This is a genomic window from Pseudomonas abyssi, assembly GCF_003444685.1.
Lineage (GTDB): Bacteria > Pseudomonadota > Gammaproteobacteria > Pseudomonadales > Pseudomonadaceae > Halopseudomonas > Halopseudomonas abyssi.
Window position 1 is genome coordinate 1 of record NZ_LMAZ01000011.1, and the last position, 19,928, is coordinate 19,928.

Consider the following 19,928-nt stretch of genomic DNA (forward strand, 5'->3'; position numbering starts at 1 on the left):
TTTTTCAACACAATGCGTGCAAATTTCTTTTTGCCCGCCTGGCAGACGTAGGAGACGCCTGGCTGAAACACGAATTCACGATCAACAACCACGCCATCTACCTTAACCGAACCGGCATTGAGCAGGTCTCGGGCTGCAGCAGCGTTCTTGGTCATCCCGGCACGATTCAGTACGGCGGACACTGGCAGCTCGCCGTCGGCTTCAATTTCGACTTCCGGCAGATCATCCGGCAGCTCACCATCCTTCAGACGGTTGCCGGCAGAACGGTGCGCGTTGGCAGCGGCTTCTTCGCCGTGAAAGCGAGCCACCAGCTCTTCGGCCAGCTTGATCTTGATATCACGGGGATTGGCCCCGCCTTCGATATCGCGCTTGAACTGCCCAATCTCCTCCATGCTGCGGAAGCTGAGCAATTCAAAGTAACGCCACATCAGGCTATCAGGCATGGACACGAGCTTGTTGTACATCTCGCCCGGCGCATCGTTGATACCTATATAGTTGTTCAACGACTTAGACATCTTCTTGACGCCATCCAGACCTTCCAGGATCGGCATGGTCAGAATGACCTGCGGCTCCTGACCGTACTGACGCTGGAGCTCCCGCCCCATCAGCAGGTTGAACTTCTGATCGGTGCCGCCCAGCTCAACATCCGCCTGCATGGCGACCGAGTCATACCCCTGAACCAGGGGATAGAGAAACTCATGAACGGCAATCGACTGTCCGCCTTTATAGCGCTTGTCGAAATCGTCACGCTCAAGCATGCGAGCCACGGTGTACTTACCAGCCAGCTGGATCATGTCGGCCGAGGTCATCTTGTCCATCCAGGTGGAATTGAACATCACCTGGGTCTTGGTCGGATCAAGAATCTTGAACACCTGCTCTTTATAGGTCTCGGCGTTGACCAGCACCTGCTCCCGCGTCAGGGGCTGGCGCGTCACGTTCTTGCCGGACGGATCACCGATCATGCCGGTGAAGTCCCCTATAAGGAACAGTACCTGGTGACCGAGATCCTGGAACTGACGCAACTTGTTGATCAACACCGTATGTCCAAGGTGCAGATCCGGCGCCGTCGGGTCGAAGCCGGCCTTGATACGCAGCGGGGTGCCGCGCTCGAGCTTGGCGCGCAATTCGCTCTCAACCAGAATTTCATCCGCACCGCGCTTGATCAGCGCCAACTGCTCGTCAACCGACTTCATACGTCCAGGATTCCTGTAGATTTTAGGTGGGTGGGTAAACCGGGGAACAAACCATACAACATTGCCTATCAATTACAAGCCAGGCCAGGCGGCTGGCAACTAACAAGAATTGACGGTGGAAATCTGACAGACGGGACGAGCAAAAACTTGCCACGGGAGCTTTTCAATTATAATTTAGGAAGTTAGTCCACTTTATCTAGAATACTTCTACACAAGAGCGCTTATGGGATCTCCAGATAAAAAGTCACCGCGATACCCCAAAAGCCACCTCGTGGCCGCCAGTGGAATCGCCGCAGCGCTGAGCATCATCCTGCTCGTTGTCCCCACTACCGATGTAGAAGCCAAGAAGACTTTCGTTCAGCTTGAGCTTCAAACCCCAGAATCTGATACCACTGACGCCGACGCGTCACTGGCCCAATCGCCTGAACAACTAGACGCGCTGGTCAGCGACGCCGTCACACTGCCCAAGCCGCTGGACATTGCCAGACAGGTAACCAACGCGGCGAAGGGCGAGCCGATGGTTGCTGTCGAGCCGGCAGCCCCGGCAGAGCCGCAATGGCAACAACTGACCGTGGCCAGCGGAGATACGCTCTCTACCCTGTTCGATCGAGCCGACCTGGGCGCCAGCACGCTGCATGCGATCCTTAACAGCAGCGAGCAGGCACGCCGCTTTACGCGGCTGAACGTCGGCCAGGTATTGGAATACCAGACCGATGCCGACGGCCAACTGGTGGCCATGCGCTCCAAGCTCAACGACCTGGAGAGCATCCGTGTCGAGCGAACGGCAGATGGTTTTGTCTTTAACAAAGACGTCATCGAACCGGATGTTCGCGAACGTTACGTCCATGGCACCATCAACTCCTCGCTGTTCCTCGCTGCACAAAACGCCGGCCTCAATCACAACCTGACCATGCAGATGGCCAACATCTTTGGCTACGACGTGGATTTTGCCCGTGACATCCGCCAAGGCGACAGCTTCGAAGTCCTGTTCGAAGAGCTGCATGTCGGCGACAAGAGTGTTGGCAACAACAACATTCTGGCTGCGCGCTTCACCAACCGTGGCAAGACGTTTACTGCGGTGCGCTACACCGACAGCAATGGCTACGCCAGCTACTACCGCGCCGATGGCACCAGCATGCGCAAGGCCTTCATCCGCACGCCGGTTGACTTCGCCCGCATCAGCTCGCGCTTCAACCCCGGTCGCCTGCATCCGGTACTCAACCGCATTCGTGCCCACAAGGGTGTCGACTACGCAGCGGCGACCGGCACACCCATCAAGGCAACCGGTGATGGTCGCGTGGTATCCGCCGGTCGCAAGGGTGGGTACGGCAACGCCGTGGTCATTCAGCACGGTCGCAAGTACCAGACTCTGTACGGTCACATGAGCCGCTTCGCCAATGGTATTCGGGCTGGCAGCAACGTAACCCAGGGCCAGATCATCGGCTATGTGGGCATGACCGGCCTAGCCACCGGCCCACACCTGCACTATGAGTTCCGCGTAGACGGGCGCCATGTTGACCCGCTCAGCGTCCAGCTGCCGGCATCCGACCCGATTCCGGCAAGCGAACGCACGGCCTTCCTGGCCAGCAGCCAGAAACTGATGGCGGCCATGGATCAGAACCGCGCGACCCAGCTCGCCGCGCTGGAACCCTGATGCCGCACCTGCATGTCGGTATCATGTCAGGCACCAGCCTGGATGGTATCGACATTGCTCTCTCCCGCTTTACCAGCACGCACCAGGCGCAATGCCTGGGCGCACTTTGTATCCCCTTTCCTCACGACCTGCGCCAGCAGCTGCTGGATCTGTGCAGCCCCGGCGGCGATGAGCTCTATCAGGCTGGCATCGCCGGCAATGCCTGGGCCCGACTGGCCGCCAGCGGGGTCAAGCAGCTACTCCAGCAGCAGCATGTCAGCCCCGAGCAGGTAAGCGCCATCGGCAGCCATGGACAGACTGTGCGCCACCATCCGGACCAAGGCTTCAGCCTGCAGATCGGCAACCCGTCGCTGCTCGCCGAGCTGACCGGCATCAACGTGGTAGCGGACTTCCGCAGCCGCGACCTGGCCGCAGGCGGAGAAGGTGCGCCACTGGTGCCGGCCTTTCATCACTGGCTACTGAGCAGTGACGAGCAGACCCGCACCCTGGTCAACATCGGTGGCTTTGCCAACCTGACGGTGCTGAAACCGGGCCAGAGCGCATCAGGGTTCGACTCCGGGCCGGGTAACGCACTGATGGATAACTGGGCGCAGCGCCATATCGGCACCCCCTACGATGAGAACGGCACCTGGGCACGCCAGGGCCAGGTGCACCGCGCCTTGCTGCAGCGCATGCTGGCTGACCCCTACTTCGCTCGTAAAGGCCCCAAGAGCACAGGGCGAGAGTACTTTCACGAAGCCTGGCTGTCGGCGCATCTTCAGCATATACCGGGCGTGGCGGCAGTCGACGTACAGGCCACGCTGGCCATGCTGACGGCGACCACCATTGCAGACGGCCTGCGGCAAGCTGCGGCGGAAACACGTGAGTTGTATGTCTGTGGCGGAGGCGCGCGCAACGCACACCTGATGGAGCTGCTGCAGCAGCAGTTACCTGCCCAGCGGGTCGCCTCGACTCAGATACTGGGGGTAGACCCGGACTGGATGGAGGCAATGGCCTTCGCCTGGCTGGCGTGGCGTTTTGAACAGCGTCTGGCCGGCAACCTGCCCAGCGTCACCGGAGCGCAAGGCGAGCGCATTCTGGGCGCGCTCTACCCGGCCTGATCAGATCGAGAAGGAGGAACCGCAACCGCAGGTTGTGCTGGCGTTGGGGTTGTTGATGACGAAACGCGAGCCCTCAAGGCCTTCTTGGTAATCCACCTCGGAGCCCGCCAGATACTGAAAGCTCATCGGGTCAACGATCAGGCGCACGCCGTCGCGCTCGACAACGGTATCATCTTCAGCCAGCTCGTCATCGAAGGTGAATCCATACTGGAAGCCCGAACAGCCGCCGCCGGTGACAAACACCCGCAGACTCAACTGGTCGTTACCCTCTTCATCAATCAGCGAACGCACCTTGCTGACAGCGTTATCGCTGAAGATCAGCGGGGTGGGAATATAGACTTCAGGACTCGACATACAACCTCCGACGGCCAGGGCCGCAGCACAACAGGGCGGCCATTATCCGTTTCTCCGAGCTTTTTGGTCAACTATTATGACTGTCGGCGCTATCTTGCGGGCTGTCAGTGAAGGTCAACAGCGCCGCGTTTTCAGTCATGCAGTTGAGCTGACCACTGATCTGCGCCCCCATGACCATTTCCATGGAGCGGTAATGCAGATCACCGCTGATCCGCGCCTTGGCGTCCAGCTCCAGGTGCTCCAGCGCCTGCACATCACCGCACACCTGGCCATTGATCACCACGTGCGGCGCCTTGATGCTGCCCTCGACGTAGCCGTGCTCACTGATACGCACCAGGCCGTCCTGCGCCTCGATGTTGCCAACAACGCGACCATCGACCTGCACCGCGCCGACAAAGCGCAAATCCCCGATCACTTCGGCATCCTGGGCGATGATGGTGGTTTTGCCGCTAAACCGGCCGATATCCGCCTTCTTCTGCTTTTCCGATCCCCACATCAGGGCGCTGCTCCTGTGACTGTCCATTCAAAAGACTGCTCAATCAGGGTCTCCCCCCCATGGCGGGCAGTCAGTGTGATCTGCTGCGGCACGAACCCTTCCGGCAGACTCAACCTCGCCTGCTCACTGCGTGCCGGCACCACCTGAAAATAGCGGAAGTTCAGTGCCAGTGCATCTGCCTCCACCTCAGGCGCCAGATCGGCCAGCGTCAGGGTCTCGGCCTTGCCATCACGCTCGCCACTGACCTCCAGATCAAGGCTGGCTTCCAGCATCTCGCTTTCATCGCCTACCCGGCTGACCATCACCTTGTAGGCAAACACCTGCGGATCGTCTGTCGCATGCAATTCAAATGCCTGCACGCGCAGACCGGGCGTCATGGCACTGGGCGCCAGCACACCCTGATACTGCGCCAGGCTCTGCTGCTGGCGGAACAACTGCGCTTCCAGATCGCTGATGACCTCCTGTCCCTCGGCCACCGAATCGCGCGCTACCAGCAGATCAACCTCCATCTGGTGATAGCGCTGGCGCTGCTCTTCCAGTTCTCGCATCAACTGCTGCTGTTGTTCAACCAGCAGATCCCGCTCCTGGGTAAGCGGCGCCAGATTGCGCAGGGCCGACTCCCGACCAAGCCACGCGCTGACCGGTATGGCTGTCAGCAACATGATCAGCACCGCCCACCGCCAGCGCTGACGCGCGCGACTCTCACGCGGCGTGATGCTGACGTGATGGTCCCGATACGACTGGGGTCGGGGCCGCTTTAACTCGGTCATCAGGGCATCAGTGCCGGCTGCGCCAGACCGGCGCGTTCATCCAGGCCGAACAGGATGTTCATGTTCTGTACCGCCTGACCCGACGCGCCCTTGGTCAGATTATCGATGACCGACAGCACCACCACGGTATCGCCGCCCTGCGGACGATGCACCGCAATACGGCAGACATTGGCACCACGCACGCTGCGCGTTTCCGGATGGCTGCCGGTCGGCATCACATCAACAAAGGGTTCATCGGCGTAGCGCTGCTCGAATAGCGCCTGCAGATCCACACTGGTATCGGCCACAGTCGCGTAGAGCGAGGCATGAATGCCACGAATCATCGGCGTCAAATGCGGTACAAAGGTCAGCCCAACCGGCTGACCCGCGGCGAGCTGCAAGCCCTGGCGAATTTCCGGCAGGTGCCGGTGACCGGCCACCCCGTAGGCCTTCATGCTCTCGGTCGCCTCACAGAACAGCGAAGGCACGCTGGCACCACGTCCGGCGCCGCTGACACCGGACTTGCAGTCGGCAACCAGACGCGCCGGATCAGCCAGGCCAGCCTCAAGCAGCGGAATAAAACCGAGCTGGGTGGCGGTCGGGTAGCAGCCGGGGACGGCAATCAGGCGAGCGCCGCGGATGGCTTCACGATTGACTTCGGGCAGGCCGTAGACCGCCTCGCCAAGCAGCTCAGGCGCGCCGTGCGGCTGGTGATACCAGCGACTCCATTCCTCGGCGTCACGCAGCCGGAAGTCCGCCGACAGGTCGATGATCTTCACCCCGGTGGCCAGCAGCTCACCGGCCAGCGAGTGGGCAACGCCATGCGGGGTGGCAAAGAACACCACATCGCAGGCGCCCAGGGCAGCCACATCCGGCACGCTGAAGCGCAGGTAGTCGTAGTGACCACGCAGGTTGGGGTACATGTCGGCGACACAGAGTCCTTCCTCGGATCGCGATGTGATGACCTCGACATGCGCTTCGGGGTGCTGGGCCAGCAGCCGCAGCAACTCAACACCGGTGTAACCGGTTCCGCCTACAATGCCTACTTTGATCATCATTACGTCCTGATTCTCTGTGTCTTGTTTGTACAATAGGTGCGACATCAGCGTAGCTGACGCCGCGAGAGCCCCTATGATAAAAGCGCTGACAGAAATTACCAGCACTGGCCCGGCGCCAGCGCGCCAACAGGAGACTCGTGTGTACCTCTGGATAAAAGCCTTTCACATCATGGCCGTGATTACCTGGTTTGCCGGCCTGTTCTATCTGCCCCGCCTGTTCGTCTATCACGCCCAGGCCGAAGACGACGTCAGCCGCGAGCGCTTCAAGATCATGGAACGCAAGCTGCTGCGCGGCATCATGAATCCATCCATGGTAGTCACCCTGCTGCTCGGCGGCTGGATGCTTTACCTGTCACCGGCCTGGCTGAGCCAGGGCTGGATGCACGCCAAGCTGACCCTCGTCGCCCTGCTGGTGGTGTACCACCACATGTGCGGGCGCATTCGCAAACGCTTTGCCGAAGACGCCAACACTCGTTCCCACGTCTACTATCGCTGGTTCAACGAAGCACCGGTACTCGCGCTGGTCGGCATTGTGATCCTGGTTGTGGTCAAACCCTTCTAGTCCGCCCTCACCGCCCGGTCCTGCGCCCACAGGCGCAGGGCCTGCAGCTTCTCAGCCATGACCACCGACAGCGGCGCCGTGCGGCTGATGGCATTGAGGATATGCACGCTGCTGAGGCGGCCGTCACCGGCCGCGTTGGCGTACACGGCCGATACCACCGCCTGCTCGATTTCCGCCCCGGAAAAGCCCTCGCTGGCCTGCGCCAGCTGTTGCAGATCAAACTGACTGGCGTCGAGCCCGCGCTTGGCCAGGTGGATACCGAAGATATCCGCGCGAACGGCCTCATCCGGCAGATCGACAAAGAACAGCTCGTCGATACGCCCTTTGCGAATCAGCTCCGGCGGCAGTTGGCTGACGTCGTTGGCGGTGGCCACCAGAAACACCCGTGACTGGCGCTCAGCCATCCAGGTCAGCAGCGTACCGAGCATGCGCCGGGACACGCCGCTGTCGCTCTGATCAGCCGCCACGCCCTTTTCGATTTCATCAATCCAGAGCACGCAGGGCTCCAGCGCATCGGCCATTTGCAGCGCATCGCGCAGGTTCTTTTCCGTCTCGCCGATGTACTTGTTGTATAGCCCGGCCATATCCAGGCGCAGCAAGGGCAGCCCCCACAAGCCGGCCACCGCCTTGGCCGCCAGGCTCTTGCCGGCGCCCTGCACCCCAACCAGCAACACCCCGCGCGGGCGGTCCTGAGCCAGATCGGCCTGCGTGAAGGCAGCTTGGCGCTCTGCCAGCCAGTCTTTCAGGCGCTGCAGCCCGCCTACATCACCAAAGCGCGCGGTCTGCTGCTCAAAATGCAGCACGCCGTCCATCCCCAACAGCTCGAACTTGGCCTTGTTCAAGGCCGGCAGATCGGTCTGATCGATGGCGCCGTCGTCAATAATCAGGTTGCGCGCCAGGCGGCGGGCTTCGTCGTGCGTGGTGCCGCGCAGGTTGCGTACGACCTGCTGCAGGGTGCGGTTGTCCGTACGCACCCGCTCGCCCTTGTTGGCAGCACTCCAGCGCACCGCCTCTTCACGCACGATCGCCCCCAGCTCTTCATCACTGGGCATATTCAGCTGCAGGCGTGCCGACAGCCGCGTGAGTTCCTGCGGCAAGGTCACTGCATGGCTGACCAGAATCACGGTGGGCGCACTGACCTCGGTGCTCATCGCCAGGCTTTTCAGCTGACGGACAATACGCGGCGAGTCGAGGAAAGGGTGCAGATCACAAAAGACGTAAAGCGCGTCTTCCCTGGCGCGGCGCACGGTTTCCAGCGCGGCTTCCGGATCGCGGGTGTCCTGCTCATCGTCAACGTCGGTGCCAAAGCCAAGCCGGCTGAGTCCGTCCAGATGATTCCAGGTGTACCAGGTCTGCGCCCGCTGCACTGCCAGCGAGCCGATGGTTTCCAGCACTCGCGGCTCCTGCCAGGACTCGATGATGACCAAGCGCACCCGCGAGTCCAGCACCAGCCCCAGATCATGAATATCGTTTTTCAACCCACGCCTCCTTTACCGCGCAACCATCCTGCTGCGCCACGTCCCGATAGTGCCAATCCGATCGCCTGCGGTACACTGGCAAACACAGCGGTGACCAGCCGCGCCCCCAGCCAAACAAGGAGTGCAGCGTGGATTGTCTGTTCTGCAAGATCATCGACGGAAAGATTCCGTCCAAGAAGATATACGAAGATGACCAGGTATTCGCCTTTCACGATATCAATCCACAGGCGCCGGTGCACTTTCTGGTGATCCCGAAAAAGCACATCACCACCCTCAATGATGTCACCGAAGATGATCGCGCCGTGGTCGGCCACATGGTCTACATCGCGCAGAAGCTGGCCAATGAACTGGGCTGCGAAACGGGCTTTCGCACCGTGTTCAATTGCAACGAAATGGGCGGCCAGACGGTCTACCATATTCACCTGCATGTACTCGGCCAGCGCCAGCTGACCTGGCCGCCGGGCTAAGACCACGCAGCGCCCCACTCTGACGCCGGAGCAAACATGAGCACACGCCACTACAGCTTTATCGACCGCCTGCTGAATCAGGCTGATCAGTCGCTGCGCACTCTGGTGCCCGGCGCCGCCCAGGCGCAGCGTCCGTCACCGGCGCAGCATCTGGCCAATGTGCCGCTGGATGCCGAGGAGCGCCGTCATATCGCGGGCCTGATGCGCATCAACCACACCGGCGAGGTGTGCGCCCAGGCGCTGTATCAGGGCCAGGCGCTGACCGCCAAGCTGCCGGAAGTACGCGAAAAGATGGAACACGCTGCAGCCGAAGAGATCGACCATCTGGCCTGGTGCGAGCAGCGGCTGGGAGAGTTGGGCAGCCATACCAGCGTCTTCAACCCGCTGTTCTACGGCATGTCTTTTGGCATGGGTGCGGCGGCAGGGCTGATCAGCGACCGCATCAGCCTGGGCTTTGTTGCCGCCACCGAGCAGTTGGTCGAGCGTCATCTGGACGACCACTTGAACCAGCTGCCGGAGGAAGATATCAAGTCACGCGCGATTCTGGAGCAGATGCGTGAAGACGAGATTGAGCATGGTCACGCGGCGCTGGAGGCCGGTGGAACGGTATTCCCGCCACCGGTCATGCAGGCCATGGTGCTGCTCTCCAAGGTGATGACCAAGGCCACCTACAAGGCCTGATTGATAGCTCGCACGGTATCGGGGTGGCGCAGATGCAAAACCCCGAACACCATCACCTGCAGCAAATGCAGGCCGGTCGAGCCAAGCTTCTTCAGCTTGCGATACATCAGCAGGCACTCCACCACGTGCACGCCCAGTACGATCAGTGCAATCAGATGCAGACGCTGCGGATTGGGCACCTCGACCAACCCCAGCAGGCTGAGCACCACCGTCAACCAGAACGCCAGCATCATCAGCTTGGCCAGCAACATGAACGCGCGCATGAGAACTCCCTGTATGTGTTATCGGAGTCTGGATAGTAGCGTCCAGCCGCTCACTGCCAAGGGCCTGCCCAGCCAAACGGCTGACCAATGACGCCAGCGGCGCCGTCTCAATCGATTTCGACGATCTCGTAGTCGTGGGTCACTTCAACGCCGGCGCGGCCCATGAGGATGGATGCCGAGCAGTATTTTTCAGCCGACAGCTCCACCGCGCGTTTGACGTGCGCTTCCTTCAGATTCTTGCCGGTGACGACAAAGTGCAGATGGATCTTGGTAAAGACCTTGGGCTCGACATCCGCGCGCTCGGCAGCCAGCTCGGTATGCACGTCGCGAATGTCCTGACGGGCCTTTTTCAGGATGCTGACCACATCAAAACTGGCGCAGCCACCCAGGCCAACCAGCACGGTTTCCATCGGGCGGATGCCCATGTTGCGACCACCGGCCTCCGGCGGGCCATCCATGACAACGGTGTGGCCGCTACCGGACTCACCCAGAAACATGACCCCATCGACCCACTTGATCGTTGCTTTCATTTATTGCTCCCGCCGCAAAATCGCTCGAAGGCCGGGAGAATACCACAGGCACATGCGACAGTTACCCACACTGGTCAGGATGGCAAAAACTGGACATAATCCTGTTTGGTCTCACGCTGAGGCTTACACGGAAGCGCCGCATTACCCGCCGGCGCACTGACGGCCAGGACACGCTTTTAATGGTTTCAATCAACCTGACTCCTAAAATAAAAAACATCGATGCATTTCTCGCCCACTGTCATCGCCGCCGTTTTGCGGCTCGCAGCACGCTGATCCACGCGGGCGACAGCTCGGACAGCCTGTTCTACATCGTCAAGGGCTCGGTCACCATCCTGATCGAGGACGAGCAGGGCCGCGAAATGATCATCGCCTACCTCAATCAGGGTGACTTCTTCGGCGAGATGGGTCTGTTCGACCTGACACCGGCCCAGCATGACCGCAGCGCCTGGGTGCGCGCCAAGACCGAGTGCGAAGTCGCTGAAGTCAGCTATGCCAAGTTCCGTGAACTGACCCAGCGCGACCCCGAGCTGCTCTACGCCGTCGGCCGGCAAATGGCCGAGCGGCTGCGCAAGACCACCCGCAAGGTGGGTGATCTGGCGTTTCTGGATGTCACTGGCCGCGTGGCCGGCACCCTGCTGGAACTGTGCAAGCAACCCGACGCCATGACCCACCCCGACGGCATGCAGATCAAGATTACCCGTCAGGAGATCGGTCGTATCGTGGGCTGCTCGCGGGAAATGGTCGGTCGCGTACTCAAGAGCCTGGAAGAGCAAGGCCTGATCGAGGTCAAGGGCAAGACCATGGTGGTCTACGGCACCCGCTGACCGCTCGCCCCGCCAGGCAAGCACGATCGCACAGCGCACGCCCCCTTGCTGCGCTGTGCAGGCTGGCAGGTTTCTGCAGCCAGCCAGACGCTCATGTACAATCGCTCACCGGGCCACTTCTGGAGGAGCTGAAACATGGGTTTGAACAACGATTGGATGCAGCGCGACATCTCCGTGCTCTGGCATCCCTGCACCCAGATGAAAGACCACGAGCACATGCCGGTCATCCCGATCCAGCGCGGTGAGGGCATCTGGCTGCACGACTTCGAGGGCAACCGCTACATGGACGCGGTCAGCTCCTGGTGGGTCAACATCCTCGGCCACGCCAACCCCTATATCAACGACCGCATCAAGCAGCAGCTCGACACCCTGGAGCACGTGATCCTGGCCGGCTTCAGCCACCCGCCGGTGATCGAACTGTCCGAGCGTCTGGTGCAGATGACGCCGGCGCCGCTGACCCGCTGCTTCTACGCCGACAACGGCTCCTCCTGTATCGAAGTGGCGCTGAAAATGAGCTTCCATTACTGGCTCAACACCGGCAAGCCGCAGAAAAAGCGCTTTATCACCCTGTCCAACAGCTACCACGGTGAAACCCTGGCCGCGCTGGCGGTGGGCGATGTCGCGCTCTACAAGGAAACCTATCAGCCGCTGCTGATGGACGTGATCACCGTCCCGTCCCCCGACTGCTACAACCGCGAGGACGGCGTCAGCTGGGAGGAGCACAGCCGCCAGATGTTCGCCCACATGGAGCAGGCGCTGGCCGACAACCACGACGAAGTGGCTGCGGTCATCGTCGAGCCGCTGATCCAGTGCGCGGGCGGCATGCGCATGTATCACCCGGTGTACCTGAAACTGCTGCGCGAAGCCTGCGACCGCTACGGCGTGCACCTGATTCACGATGAAATCGCCGTCGGCTTCGGCCGCACCGGCAGTCTGTTTGCCTGCGAGCAGGCCGACATCGCGCCGGATTTTCTCTGTCTGTCCAAGGCGCTGACCGCCGGCTACCTGCCGATGGCGGTGTGCATGACCAACGACACCATTTACCAGGCCTTCTACGACGATTACGAGAGTATGCGCGCCTTCCTGCACTCGCACAGCTACACCGGCAACCCGCTGGCCTGCGCTGCCGCGCTGGCAACGCTGGACCTGCTGGAGCGCGACAACGTGATCGAGGCCAACAAGGCGCTGTCGGCGCACATGGCCAAGGCCACCGCGCATTTTGTCGACCACCCGCACGTAGCCGAAGTCCGCCAGACCGGCATGGTGCTGGCCATCGAGATGGTCAAGGACAAGGCGACAAAAGAGGCCTACCCCTGGCAGGAGCGCCGCGGCATCCGCGTCTATCAGCACGCACTGAAGAATCAGGCCATGCTGCGCCCGCTCGGCAGCGTGGTGTACTTCATGCCGCCCTATGTGATTACGCCGGAGCAGATCGACCATCTGGCCAGCGTCGCCTGGGAAGGCATTCAGCTGGCCACCCGGGACTGACGCCATGCGGGTATCGCGCTTTTATCTGGACCGCCCGCTGGCCGCAGGCGAGGTCATTCTCGACGGCGACGTTGCCCACTACATCGGTCGGGTGCTGCGTCTGGCCCCGGGCGCACCGGTACAGATATTCAACGGCAGCGGTCAGGAATGGCCCGGAGAGATCAGCGCGGTCAGCAAACGCGAGGTCAGCGTACACCTGCAGGCGCCGGTCGACGGCACACCCGAGTCCCCCCTGCGTACCCATCTGGGCCAGGCGCTGTCACGCGGTGAGCGCATGGACTGGGCCATTCAGAAAGCGGTCGAGTTGGGCGTCAGCGAAATCACGCCGCTGTTTACCGAGCGCTGCGAAGTCAAGCTGCAGGGCGAGCGCGCCGACAAGCGCCAGAACCACTGGCAGCAGATCGCGATCAGCGCCTGTGAACAGTGCGGCCGCAGCGTGGTGCCGCTGATTCATCCACCGGCGTCCCTGCAAGACTGGATGACCGACCTGCACGCCGAGGTCAAGCTGGTGCTGCATCACCGTACCGAACAGGATCTGGGCAGCCTCCGCCAGCCTGCATCGGCGGCGCTGCTGATCGGCCCGGAGGGCGGACTCAGCGCCAGCGAAATCGAACAGGCCGAACGCGCCGGCTTTCATGCCGCCTGCTTCGGCCCGCGAGTGCTGCGCACGGAAACGGCGCCAGTAGTAGCGCTCACCCTGCTACAGCACCTGTGGGGCGACTTGCGCTAGGATCTCAATCGAAGCGCAGCTGCTCGACCGGCTGCGGGCGGCCGAGCAGATACCCCTGCCCCAGATGACACTGCTCCTCCAGCAACAGCGCCACCTGATCAGGGTGCTCCACGCCTTCAGCGACCACCGCCAGCCCGAGGCTTCGACTCAGCGCAATGATCGCGCGGCAAATGGTGAGCTGCCGACTGTCCTGGTGCGCCTCATGCAGAAAGCTACGATCCAGCTTGATGATGTGCAAGGGGAAGCGATTGAGGTAGCCAAGCGAGCAGTAGCCGGTGCCAAAGTCATCCAGCGCAATACGCACCCCCATGTTTGCCAGCTCACGCAAACTGGCCAGCACGTGCGGGTCGTGATCAATCAGCAGGCTCTCGGTGATTTCTAGTACCAGGCTGCGTGCGCTCAGCCCGGTTGCCGAGAGTATCTGCTGCACCCGGGCGGCAAAATCGGCCTCCTGCAGCTGACGCCCGGACAGATTCACCGAGCAGTACAGATCGGGCGCCGGGCCCTGTTGCCAGGTGCGGGTCTGGCGGCAGGCCTGCTCCAGCACCCAGTAACCGACGGGAACGATCTCTGCCGACTCTTCAAGCACCGGAATAAACGCCTCAGGGGATACCGGCTCGCCATCATGCGACCAGCGCAACAGGACCTCGACCGCCACCGGCGGCTGGTCTGGCTTGCGCAAGTCGAAGATCGGCTGATAGTTCAGCGTGAACGCCTCGCGCTGCAACGCCTGCAGTACATTGCTTTCAAGCTTGAGCCGCTGGCGAACACGGTCCTGCATCGACTGGTCAAAGCGCTCGAACCGCGCCTTACCCGATTCCTTGGCACTGTATAGCGCCAGATCTGCCGCCTGCAGCGCATCGTCCAGGCCCTGACCCGGCAGCAGCGGCGCCACACCGATACTGGCGCTGACCACCAGACAACGCTCACCGAAACACAGCGGCTCACGCAGCGCTGCAAGCACCCGTGTGGCGACCTGCTCGGCGTCCTGCGGGCAGGCCAGATCATCCAGCAGCATGACAAACTCGTCGCCGCCAAAGCGTGCCAGTTGATCGCCGGGGCGCAGACAGCTGCTCAGGCGATCGGCCACATGCAGCAGCACCCTGTCACCGGCAGCATGACCGAGACTGTCGTTGATCAATTTGAAGCGATCCAGGTCGATGAACAGCAGCGCCGCATGGCGTGCGCCGGGGCGGCTCAACTGCACTGCCGTGCGCTGCAACTCGACATTCAACTGGCTCCGATTGATCAGGCCGGTCAGCGGATCGTGCCGCGCCGCCAACTCCAGATCCCGCTGAAAGCGTCGCCGCTCGCTGATATCGGTTTGCGAGCCGGCAAGCCGCCGGCGCCCTTGGGCGTCTACCTCAACAACGCCTCGCGTCAGCACCCACAAATAGCTGCCATCGCTGCGGCGCAGGCGATACTCGTGACGAATCCAGGGTGAGCCACCCTGCAGATGCTGCGCAATGGCGGCCTGCAGATCAGCCTGATCATCCGGGTGTACGCGCTCAAACCAGTGCATCGAGCGCGGCCCAACCTGGTCCTGCGCCAGCCCCAGCATGCTGGCCCAGCGCGCGGACACATAGAGCTGATCCCGCTGCAAATCCCAATCCCAGATGCCATCGTTGGCGCCACGCAAGGCATGGGCGTAGCGCGCTTCACTGGCCTCCAGCGCGCGATGCTCGGCATCGATGTAGGCATCGGCAGCCAGCCCCATATCAAAGAACACGATCTTCAGCAGACTGTCGAAATCAGCCAGGCGTGACTGCTGCTCGACACTCAGGCCGTCAAACCAGCCCTGCAGCAGTTGACTCAGATACAGCCGATAGGCGCCCAGATACCATTTCATCTCCACACCCACCTGCTCGTGGATATGGCCGATGCGCACCCGCTCCTCCAGATAGCGATGGTCAATCACGCCATCAAACAGTTTCTGGTAATAGCTGCGCTGGCTGCGCTTGAGGCGTTCGACCATGCCATCGTCATGCAGAATTGCTCGAGGCTCCGGGAACTGCGCAAGACGCAGGTACAGAGCATCGACGAAGTCGTCGCTGGTTCGCTCGCCAAAGGCACGAACCCGCCGCAGACGTTCGCCATCGGCGGCGCTCCAGTCCAGAAACTCAAGGCGCTGGCGCAATCCCTCTGCATCCAGCCCCAATTTGTCGAATACGGGTTTCAGCACAGTACATACATCCATGATGATCAAAATGCGGCCTGCCAAACCGCAGTCGATGCCTGATGATTATTTTTCTGGCAACAAAAAAGGCGCCCCACCGCCCGAGTGCGTCAACTCGGGCGGTGGGGCGCCTTGTCTTTCAGGCCCATACGTCCTGACCGGCAAAGCCGTTGCTGTTGTTTCCTGAACGATACCCTACTCTGACAAGCTGCGCAGCAGGCCCTGCAGGCGGTAGCGCAAGTCCGCCAGTTGCCTTGATCGAAACGCATGCCGCGTGCGCTCCAGCGTCGCAATCGCCTCCTCCAGCTCGGCGCGTACGCGCCACGCCTGGTTCAGGCGCTCGGGCTTGAGCCAGCGGCACAAGGGCGCGTCCTGACAACCGTCAGGCTCGCAGATCAGCTGATACTCCAGCCCGGTCTGCTCCAGCGCCTGATCAATCTCGGCGCACCGCTCGCTCGCGCCGGCAATAACAACCTTGGGGGCGTCAATCATGGCTCGCACCAATAGTGTTAATTTGATCTCACATTCTACGCTCATGGGGCCGCAGCTCTAGCCCGGAGCAGTTCAATATCGGCTTTGACTGACCTGCATCAATGATCACGCCGCCCCTGCGCCACGCGCATGCCAATTGACCCGTCCCGGCCCCTTGGGTAATGTTCAGCCGTTTAATTCACCCCCAGCTGAGGTAACCATGGCCCGGAAGAAAACCGCAGTGGACTTTGAGCAGTCCCTTGGCTCGCTGCAGGCACTGGTGGAGCGTCTCGAAAGCGGCGATCTCAGCCTGGAAGAATCGCTCACCGCCTTCGAACAGGGCGTTGCCCTGACCCGCGACTGCCAACAGGCGCTCAGCCAGGCCGAGCAGAAGGTTCAGCAGTTGATGGAAAGCAACGGTGAGCTGCGCACCGAGCCGTTCGACGGCGCCAGCGAATGAGCGAGTTTGTCGACTACCTGAGCCTTTGCCAGCAGCGCATCAACGCCTACCTCGGCACTCAGCTGAACACCCCGCAGCCCCGCCTTGAGCGCCTGTACAGCGCCATGCGCTACAGCGTGGTGAACGGCGGCAAGCGGGTACGCCCCCTGCTGGCCTACGCCAGCTGCGAGGCGCTTGGCGGGCAGCCGCAGCAAGCCGACCCGGCAGCCGCTGCGGTAGAACTCATCCACGCCTACTCACTGATTCACGACGACCTGCCGGCGATGGACGACGACGACCTGCGCCGTGGCCAGCCCACCTGCCACCGCGCCTTCGACGAAGCCACTGCGATTCTGGCCGGCGACGCGCTGCAGGCGATGGCCTTCGAACTGCTGGCCGGCGCGGGCGACTGGCAACCGGCCACGCGCCTGCAGATGGTGCAACTGCTGGGTCACGCCGCCGGCCCGCAGGGCATGGTCGGCGGCCAGGCCATCGACCTGGGCGCGGTGGGCGAACAGCTGGATCTGGCAACGCTGGAATCCATGCACCGGCACAAGACCGGTGCACTGATCCGGGCAGCCGTGCAGCTCGGCGCCCTCGCCAGCGAGCAGGTGGATGATGAGCAGCTGGCCGCTCTCGGGCAGTACGCCGACAGTATCGGCCTGGCTTTTCAGGTGCAGGACGACATCCTCGATATCGAAAGCGACACCAGCGTCCTCGGCAAGCAGCAGGGCGCCGATGTGGCGCGCGACAAGCCCACCTATCCGGCGCTGCTCGGATTGGATGGCGCGCATCGCCTGGCCGATCAACTGCGTGATCAGGCGCTCGGCGCGCTCGCCGGCTTCGGGCCTGCAGCCCAGCGCTTACGCCAGCTGGCAGACTACATTGTTCAGCGGCGCTTCTGAAACAACCCTACGCGCAGTTGGGCTATTGCACGGCATCAGTTAAACTGCGCACTTGTTTTCCTGCCACTGCGGTGGCAATCAGAGCCTTGTTTGATGCCCACCACTTTCCACGACATTCCGCCACAACGCCCCGCAACGCCTCTGCTGGACAGTCTTGAGGACACCGCGCAGCTGCGCGCCCTGGACGAGAGCCAGCTGGGCGAGCTGGCCAACGAACTGCGGGCCTTTCTGCTGTGGAGCGTGGGCCAGACCGGCGGGCACTTCGGTGCCGGCCTGGGCGTAATCGAGCTGACCATTGCCCTGCATTACGTCTACAACACCCCGGACGATCGCCTGCTGTGGGACGTCGGCCATCAGGCCTATCCGCACAAAATCCTTACCGGTCGCCGCGAGCAGATGGCCAGCCTGCGTCAGAAAGGCGGCCTGGCGGCCTTTCCCCGTCGCAGCGAAAGCCCCTACGATACCTTTGGCGTTGGTCACTCCAGCACGTCGATCAGCGCCGGTCTCGGCATGGCGATTGCCGCTGGGCTGCAGGGCCTGGACCGCCGCACCGTAGCCGTCATCGGCGACGGCGCTCTCACCGCCGGCATGGCCTTTGAGGCGCTGAATCACGCGTCCGACGTCGAAGCCAACATGCTGGTGGTGCTGAACGACAACGACATGTCGATCTCGCGTAACGTCGGCGGGCTGTCCAACTACCTGGCCAAGATCCTCTCCAGCCGCACCTACTCGCACATGCGCGAAGGCAGCAAAAAGATGCTGTCGAAGATCCCGCCGGCCTGGGAGCTGGCGCGCAAGACCGAAGAGCACGCCAAAGGCATGCTGGTGCCCGGCACCCTGTTCGAAGAACTCGGCTGGAACTATATCGGCCCTATCGACGGACATGACCTGCCGACACTGGTGCGCACGCTGGCCAACATGCGCGAGCTGAAGGGCCCGCAGTTTCTGCATGTGGTCACCCAGAAGGGGCACGGTTTCTCGCCCGCCGAGGCCGACCCCATAGGCTATCACGCGATCACCAAGCTCGAGCCCAAGCCGACCGCCCCAAGTGGCGCCAGCAAGCCCAAGTTTTCCAATATCTTCGGCCAGTGGCTGTGCGACATGGCCGAGCAGGACACGCGCCTGATCGGCATTACCCCGGCCATGAAAGAAGGCTCCGACCTGATCGCCTTCGCCGAGCGCTTTCCCGAGCGCTACTTTGATGTCGCCATCGCCGAGCAGCACGCCGTCACCCTGGCGGCAGGCATGGCCTGTGAAGGCGCCAAGCCCGTGGTAGCCATTTACTCGACTTTCCTGCAGCGCGGCTACGACCAGCTGATTCATGACGTCGATGTGCAGAACCTGGACGTGCTCTTTGCCATCGACCGCGCCGGTCTGGTGGGCGAAGACGGCCCGACCCACGCCGGCAGCTTTGACCTGACCTACCTGCGCTGCCTGCCGAACATGCTGATCATGGCACCGGCCGACGAGAACGAGACCCGCCAGATGCTGACCACCGGCTACCTGCATCAAGGCCCGGCAGCCGTGCGCTACCCGCGCGGCACCGGCCCAGGCGTGCCGATCGACCCGGCGCTGGCACCACTGCCCATCGGCAAGGGCCTGGTTACCCGCCAGGGCGAAAACGTCGCGATTCTCTGCTTTGGTACTTTGCACCAGCACGCCCTCAAGGCCGCCGAAGCACTCAACGCGACGGTCGCCAACATGCGCTTCGTCAAACCGCTGGATCATGCGCTGATCGCCGAACTGAGCGCCAACCACGATCTGCTGGTTACGGTGGAAGAAAACGCCGTGATGGGCGGTGCTGGCAGCGCCGTCAACGAATGGTTGCTGGCCGAGGGCATCAGCCTGCCCGTGCTCAACCTTGGCCTGCCGGACGTCTATGTCGAGCACGCCAAACCAAGCGAGATGCTCGCCGAGTGCGGTCTGGACGCCGCCGGTATCGAAAACGCCATCCGCGCCCGCCTCAGCCGCCTCGGCTGAGGCTTGACCACCGCCAGCGAAAGGCCTAGAGTCCGCCCCGATTACAACGCGTCAGGTGCCTGCCCTGTGATGGGGCGGGTGAAACGGGAAGTCGGTTCAAGTCCGACACTGCCCCCGCAACGGTAAGAAGTCGCAGGCCAAGCCTGCAGCCGCAATCAACCGCCACTGTCTCCACGGGAAGGCGATTGCGACCGACTTCAAGTCCGGAGACCGGCCTGCCGCCCGATAGCACCCGTAGAGATGCTATCTGCCAACGTGACGCGGAGGGCGCCACCGGTCAGCACGGTCGCCGGTGTCACGCCTCGACCACTGCCCGCTATTGTCCTCGGC

General features: G+C 62.1%; 21 protein-coding genes and 1 riboswitch. Of the genes, 11 read left to right on the top strand and 10 right to left on the bottom strand.

Going from position 1 to position 19,928, the window contains the following annotated elements; all coding sequences use genetic code 11:
* A partial coding sequence (gene tyrS / locus ASB58_RS18610) for a tyrosine--tRNA ligase (RefSeq protein ID WP_118131939.1) occupies nucleotides 1-1,193 on the bottom strand: 1,193 nt, incomplete at its 3' end.
* Nucleotides 1,194-1,416: 223 nt separating this feature from the next.
* On the opposite strand from tyrS, the gene ASB58_RS18615 reads away from it, so the two are divergent.
* A complete protein-coding gene (locus ASB58_RS18615; RefSeq protein WP_118131940.1) occupies nucleotides 1,417-2,847 on the top strand; it encodes a peptidoglycan DD-metalloendopeptidase family protein in 1,431 nt (476 codons plus the stop codon).
* On the top strand, nucleotides 2,847-3,947 hold the full coding sequence (locus ASB58_RS18620; protein WP_118131941.1) for an anhydro-N-acetylmuramic acid kinase: 1,101 nt from the start codon (nucleotides 2,847-2,849) through the stop codon (nucleotides 3,945-3,947). Before ASB58_RS18615 ends, ASB58_RS18620 begins: the two co-directional genes overlap by 1 nt.
* Here the strand turns inward: ASB58_RS18620 and erpA are convergent, their stop codons facing one another.
* The 4 genes from erpA to argC all read right to left on the bottom strand — a co-directional run bounded on the left by erpA (nucleotide 3,948) and on the right by argC (nucleotide 6,601).
* Nucleotides 3,948-4,301, bottom strand: coding sequence for an iron-sulfur cluster insertion protein ErpA (erpA, locus tag ASB58_RS18625; protein WP_083728072.1), 354 nt, complete (start codon nucleotides 4,299-4,301; stop codon nucleotides 3,948-3,950).
* Nucleotides 4,302-4,368: 67 nt separating this feature from the next.
* Nucleotides 4,369-4,797, bottom strand: a complete 429-nt coding sequence (locus ASB58_RS18630; RefSeq protein ID WP_096006201.1) for a bactofilin family protein — start codon at nucleotides 4,795-4,797, stop codon at nucleotides 4,369-4,371.
* The gene (locus ASB58_RS18635) at nucleotides 4,797-5,567 is read right to left on the bottom strand and encodes a DUF6776 family protein (RefSeq protein ID WP_118131942.1); all 771 of its coding nucleotides are present in this window, start codon (nucleotides 5,565-5,567) and stop codon (nucleotides 4,797-4,799) included. The genes ASB58_RS18630 and ASB58_RS18635 overlap by 1 nt, the downstream gene beginning before the upstream one ends.
* On the bottom strand, nucleotides 5,567-6,601 hold the full coding sequence (gene argC, locus ASB58_RS18640; RefSeq protein ID WP_118131943.1) for an N-acetyl-gamma-glutamyl-phosphate reductase: 1,035 nt from the start codon (nucleotides 6,599-6,601) through the stop codon (nucleotides 5,567-5,569). The genes ASB58_RS18635 and argC overlap by 1 nt, the downstream gene beginning before the upstream one ends.
* 142 nt (nucleotides 6,602-6,743) lie before the next feature.
* Between argC and hemJ the strand changes: the two genes are divergently transcribed.
* Nucleotides 6,744-7,166 (top strand): protoporphyrinogen oxidase HemJ, encoded by a 423-nt coding sequence (gene hemJ, locus ASB58_RS18645; RefSeq protein ID WP_268877922.1) that lies wholly within the window; start codon nucleotides 6,744-6,746, stop codon nucleotides 7,164-7,166.
* Here the strand turns inward: hemJ and ASB58_RS18650 are convergent.
* Nucleotides 7,163-8,644: a Ycf46 family AAA ATPase gene (locus ASB58_RS18650; RefSeq protein WP_118131945.1), complete on the bottom strand. Its 1,482-nt coding sequence runs from the start codon at nucleotides 8,642-8,644 to the stop codon at nucleotides 7,163-7,165. The genes hemJ and ASB58_RS18650 overlap by 4 nt on opposite strands.
* 128 nt (nucleotides 8,645-8,772) lie before the next feature.
* Between ASB58_RS18650 and ASB58_RS18655 the strand changes: the two genes are divergently transcribed.
* Both ASB58_RS18655 and coq7 read left to right on the top strand, forming a co-directional pair.
* Nucleotides 8,773-9,111 (top strand): histidine triad nucleotide-binding protein, encoded by a 339-nt coding sequence (locus tag ASB58_RS18655; RefSeq protein ID WP_118131946.1) that lies wholly within the window; start codon nucleotides 8,773-8,775, stop codon nucleotides 9,109-9,111.
* A gap of 36 nt (nucleotides 9,112-9,147) precedes the next feature.
* Nucleotides 9,148-9,792, top strand: a complete 645-nt coding sequence (gene coq7, locus ASB58_RS18660) for a 2-polyprenyl-3-methyl-6-methoxy-1,4-benzoquinone monooxygenase (protein ID WP_096006207.1) — start codon at nucleotides 9,148-9,150, stop codon at nucleotides 9,790-9,792.
* Here coq7 and ASB58_RS18665 read toward each other — a convergent pair.
* Together ASB58_RS18665 and ASB58_RS18670 are read right to left on the bottom strand one after the other, a co-directional pair.
* Nucleotides 9,780-10,055 carry a DUF1145 domain-containing protein gene (locus tag ASB58_RS18665; protein WP_096006208.1) on the bottom strand — a complete coding sequence of 92 codons (276 nt, stop codon included), beginning with the start codon at nucleotides 10,053-10,055 and terminating at the stop codon, nucleotides 9,780-9,782. The two genes, coq7 and ASB58_RS18665, sit on opposite strands and share 13 nt — an antisense overlap.
* 107 nt (nucleotides 10,056-10,162) lie before the next feature.
* The gene (locus ASB58_RS18670) at nucleotides 10,163-10,585 is read right to left on the bottom strand and encodes an OsmC family protein (protein ID WP_083728081.1); all 423 of its coding nucleotides are present in this window, start codon (nucleotides 10,583-10,585) and stop codon (nucleotides 10,163-10,165) included.
* Between the two features lie 179 nt (nucleotides 10,586-10,764).
* Here ASB58_RS18670 and crp point away from each other — a divergent pair, with 179 nt between their 5' ends.
* From crp to ASB58_RS18685, 3 genes are all read left to right on the top strand, one after another.
* On the top strand, nucleotides 10,765-11,409 hold the full coding sequence (gene crp / locus ASB58_RS18675; protein ID WP_083728082.1) for a cAMP-activated global transcriptional regulator CRP: 645 nt from the start codon (nucleotides 10,765-10,767) through the stop codon (nucleotides 11,407-11,409).
* Between the two features lie 135 nt (nucleotides 11,410-11,544).
* Nucleotides 11,545-12,897, top strand: a complete 1,353-nt coding sequence (locus tag ASB58_RS18680) for an adenosylmethionine--8-amino-7-oxononanoate transaminase (protein ID WP_096006209.1) — start codon at nucleotides 11,545-11,547, stop codon at nucleotides 12,895-12,897.
* Nucleotides 12,898-12,901: 4 nt separating this feature from the next.
* Complete coding sequence (locus tag ASB58_RS18685) at nucleotides 12,902-13,627, top strand: 16S rRNA (uracil(1498)-N(3))-methyltransferase (RefSeq protein ID WP_118131947.1); 726 nt, start codon at nucleotides 12,902-12,904, stop codon at nucleotides 13,625-13,627.
* Between the two features lie 4 nt (nucleotides 13,628-13,631).
* Here the strand turns inward: ASB58_RS18685 and ASB58_RS18690 are convergent, their stop codons facing one another.
* Together ASB58_RS18690 and ASB58_RS18695 are read right to left on the bottom strand one after the other, a co-directional pair.
* A complete protein-coding gene (locus tag ASB58_RS18690) occupies nucleotides 13,632-15,809 on the bottom strand; it encodes a putative bifunctional diguanylate cyclase/phosphodiesterase (protein ID WP_235827339.1) in 2,178 nt (725 codons plus the stop codon).
* 189 nt (nucleotides 15,810-15,998) lie between these two features.
* A complete protein-coding gene (locus tag ASB58_RS18695) occupies nucleotides 15,999-16,340 on the bottom strand; it encodes a hypothetical protein (protein WP_147336856.1) in 342 nt (113 codons plus the stop codon).
* A gap of 154 nt (nucleotides 16,341-16,494) precedes the next feature.
* Between ASB58_RS18695 and ASB58_RS18700 the strand changes: the two genes are divergently transcribed.
* The 3 genes from ASB58_RS18700 to dxs all read left to right on the top strand — a co-directional run bounded on the left by ASB58_RS18700 (nucleotide 16,495) and on the right by dxs (nucleotide 19,598).
* On the top strand, nucleotides 16,495-16,734 hold the full coding sequence (locus ASB58_RS18700) for an exodeoxyribonuclease VII small subunit (protein ID WP_096006212.1): 240 nt from the start codon (nucleotides 16,495-16,497) through the stop codon (nucleotides 16,732-16,734).
* Complete coding sequence (locus ASB58_RS18705; RefSeq protein ID WP_118131949.1) at nucleotides 16,731-17,618, top strand: polyprenyl synthetase family protein; 888 nt, start codon at nucleotides 16,731-16,733, stop codon at nucleotides 17,616-17,618. Before ASB58_RS18700 ends, ASB58_RS18705 begins: the two co-directional genes overlap by 4 nt.
* Before the next feature lie 93 nt (nucleotides 17,619-17,711).
* On the top strand, nucleotides 17,712-19,598 hold the full coding sequence (dxs, locus tag ASB58_RS18710) for a 1-deoxy-D-xylulose-5-phosphate synthase (RefSeq protein WP_118131950.1): 1,887 nt from the start codon (nucleotides 17,712-17,714) through the stop codon (nucleotides 19,596-19,598).
* Between the two features lie 36 nt (nucleotides 19,599-19,634).
* A riboswitch (cobalamin riboswitch) is annotated at nucleotides 19,635-19,831 on the top strand.
* Nucleotides 19,832-19,928: the final 97 nt, after the last annotated feature.

Bases quoted from the DNA above. Each gene is read 5' to 3' on its own strand.
- ASB58_RS18630 (WP_096006201.1), bottom strand. From the start codon at position 4,797: ATGTGGGGATCGGAAAAGCAGAAGAAGGCGGATATCGGCCGGTTTAGC.
- ASB58_RS18635 (WP_118131942.1), bottom strand. From the start codon at position 5,567: ATGACCGAGTTAAAGCGGCCCCGACCCCAGTCGTATCGGGACCATCAC.
- ASB58_RS18615 (WP_118131940.1), top strand. From the start codon at position 1,417: ATGGGATCTCCAGATAAAAAGTCACCGCGATACCCCAAAAGCCACCTC.
- crp (WP_083728082.1), top strand. From the start codon at position 10,765: ATGGTTTCAATCAACCTGACTCCTAAAATAAAAAACATCGATGCATTT.
- erpA (WP_083728072.1), bottom strand. From the start codon at position 4,301: ATGTCGAGTCCTGAAGTCTATATTCCCACCCCGCTGATCTTCAGCGAT.
- ASB58_RS18620 (WP_118131941.1), top strand. From the start codon at position 2,847: ATGCCGCACCTGCATGTCGGTATCATGTCAGGCACCAGCCTGGATGGT.
- ASB58_RS18670 (WP_083728081.1), bottom strand. From the start codon at position 10,585: ATGAAAGCAACGATCAAGTGGGTCGATGGGGTCATGTTTCTGGGTGAG.
- ASB58_RS18665 (WP_096006208.1), bottom strand. From the start codon at position 10,055: ATGCGCGCGTTCATGTTGCTGGCCAAGCTGATGATGCTGGCGTTCTGG.
- dxs (WP_118131950.1), top strand. From the start codon at position 17,712: ATGCCCACCACTTTCCACGACATTCCGCCACAACGCCCCGCAACGCCT.
- ASB58_RS18695 (WP_147336856.1), bottom strand. From the start codon at position 16,340: ATGAGCGTAGAATGTGAGATCAAATTAACACTATTGGTGCGAGCCATG.
- ASB58_RS18700 (WP_096006212.1), top strand. From the start codon at position 16,495: ATGGCCCGGAAGAAAACCGCAGTGGACTTTGAGCAGTCCCTTGGCTCG.
- ASB58_RS18705 (WP_118131949.1), top strand. From the start codon at position 16,731: ATGAGCGAGTTTGTCGACTACCTGAGCCTTTGCCAGCAGCGCATCAAC.
- coq7 (WP_096006207.1), top strand. From the start codon at position 9,148: ATGAGCACACGCCACTACAGCTTTATCGACCGCCTGCTGAATCAGGCT.
- argC (WP_118131943.1), bottom strand. From the start codon at position 6,601: ATGATCAAAGTAGGCATTGTAGGCGGAACCGGTTACACCGGTGTTGAG.
- ASB58_RS18685 (WP_118131947.1), top strand. From the start codon at position 12,902: ATGCGGGTATCGCGCTTTTATCTGGACCGCCCGCTGGCCGCAGGCGAG.
- ASB58_RS18680 (WP_096006209.1), top strand. From the start codon at position 11,545: ATGGGTTTGAACAACGATTGGATGCAGCGCGACATCTCCGTGCTCTGG.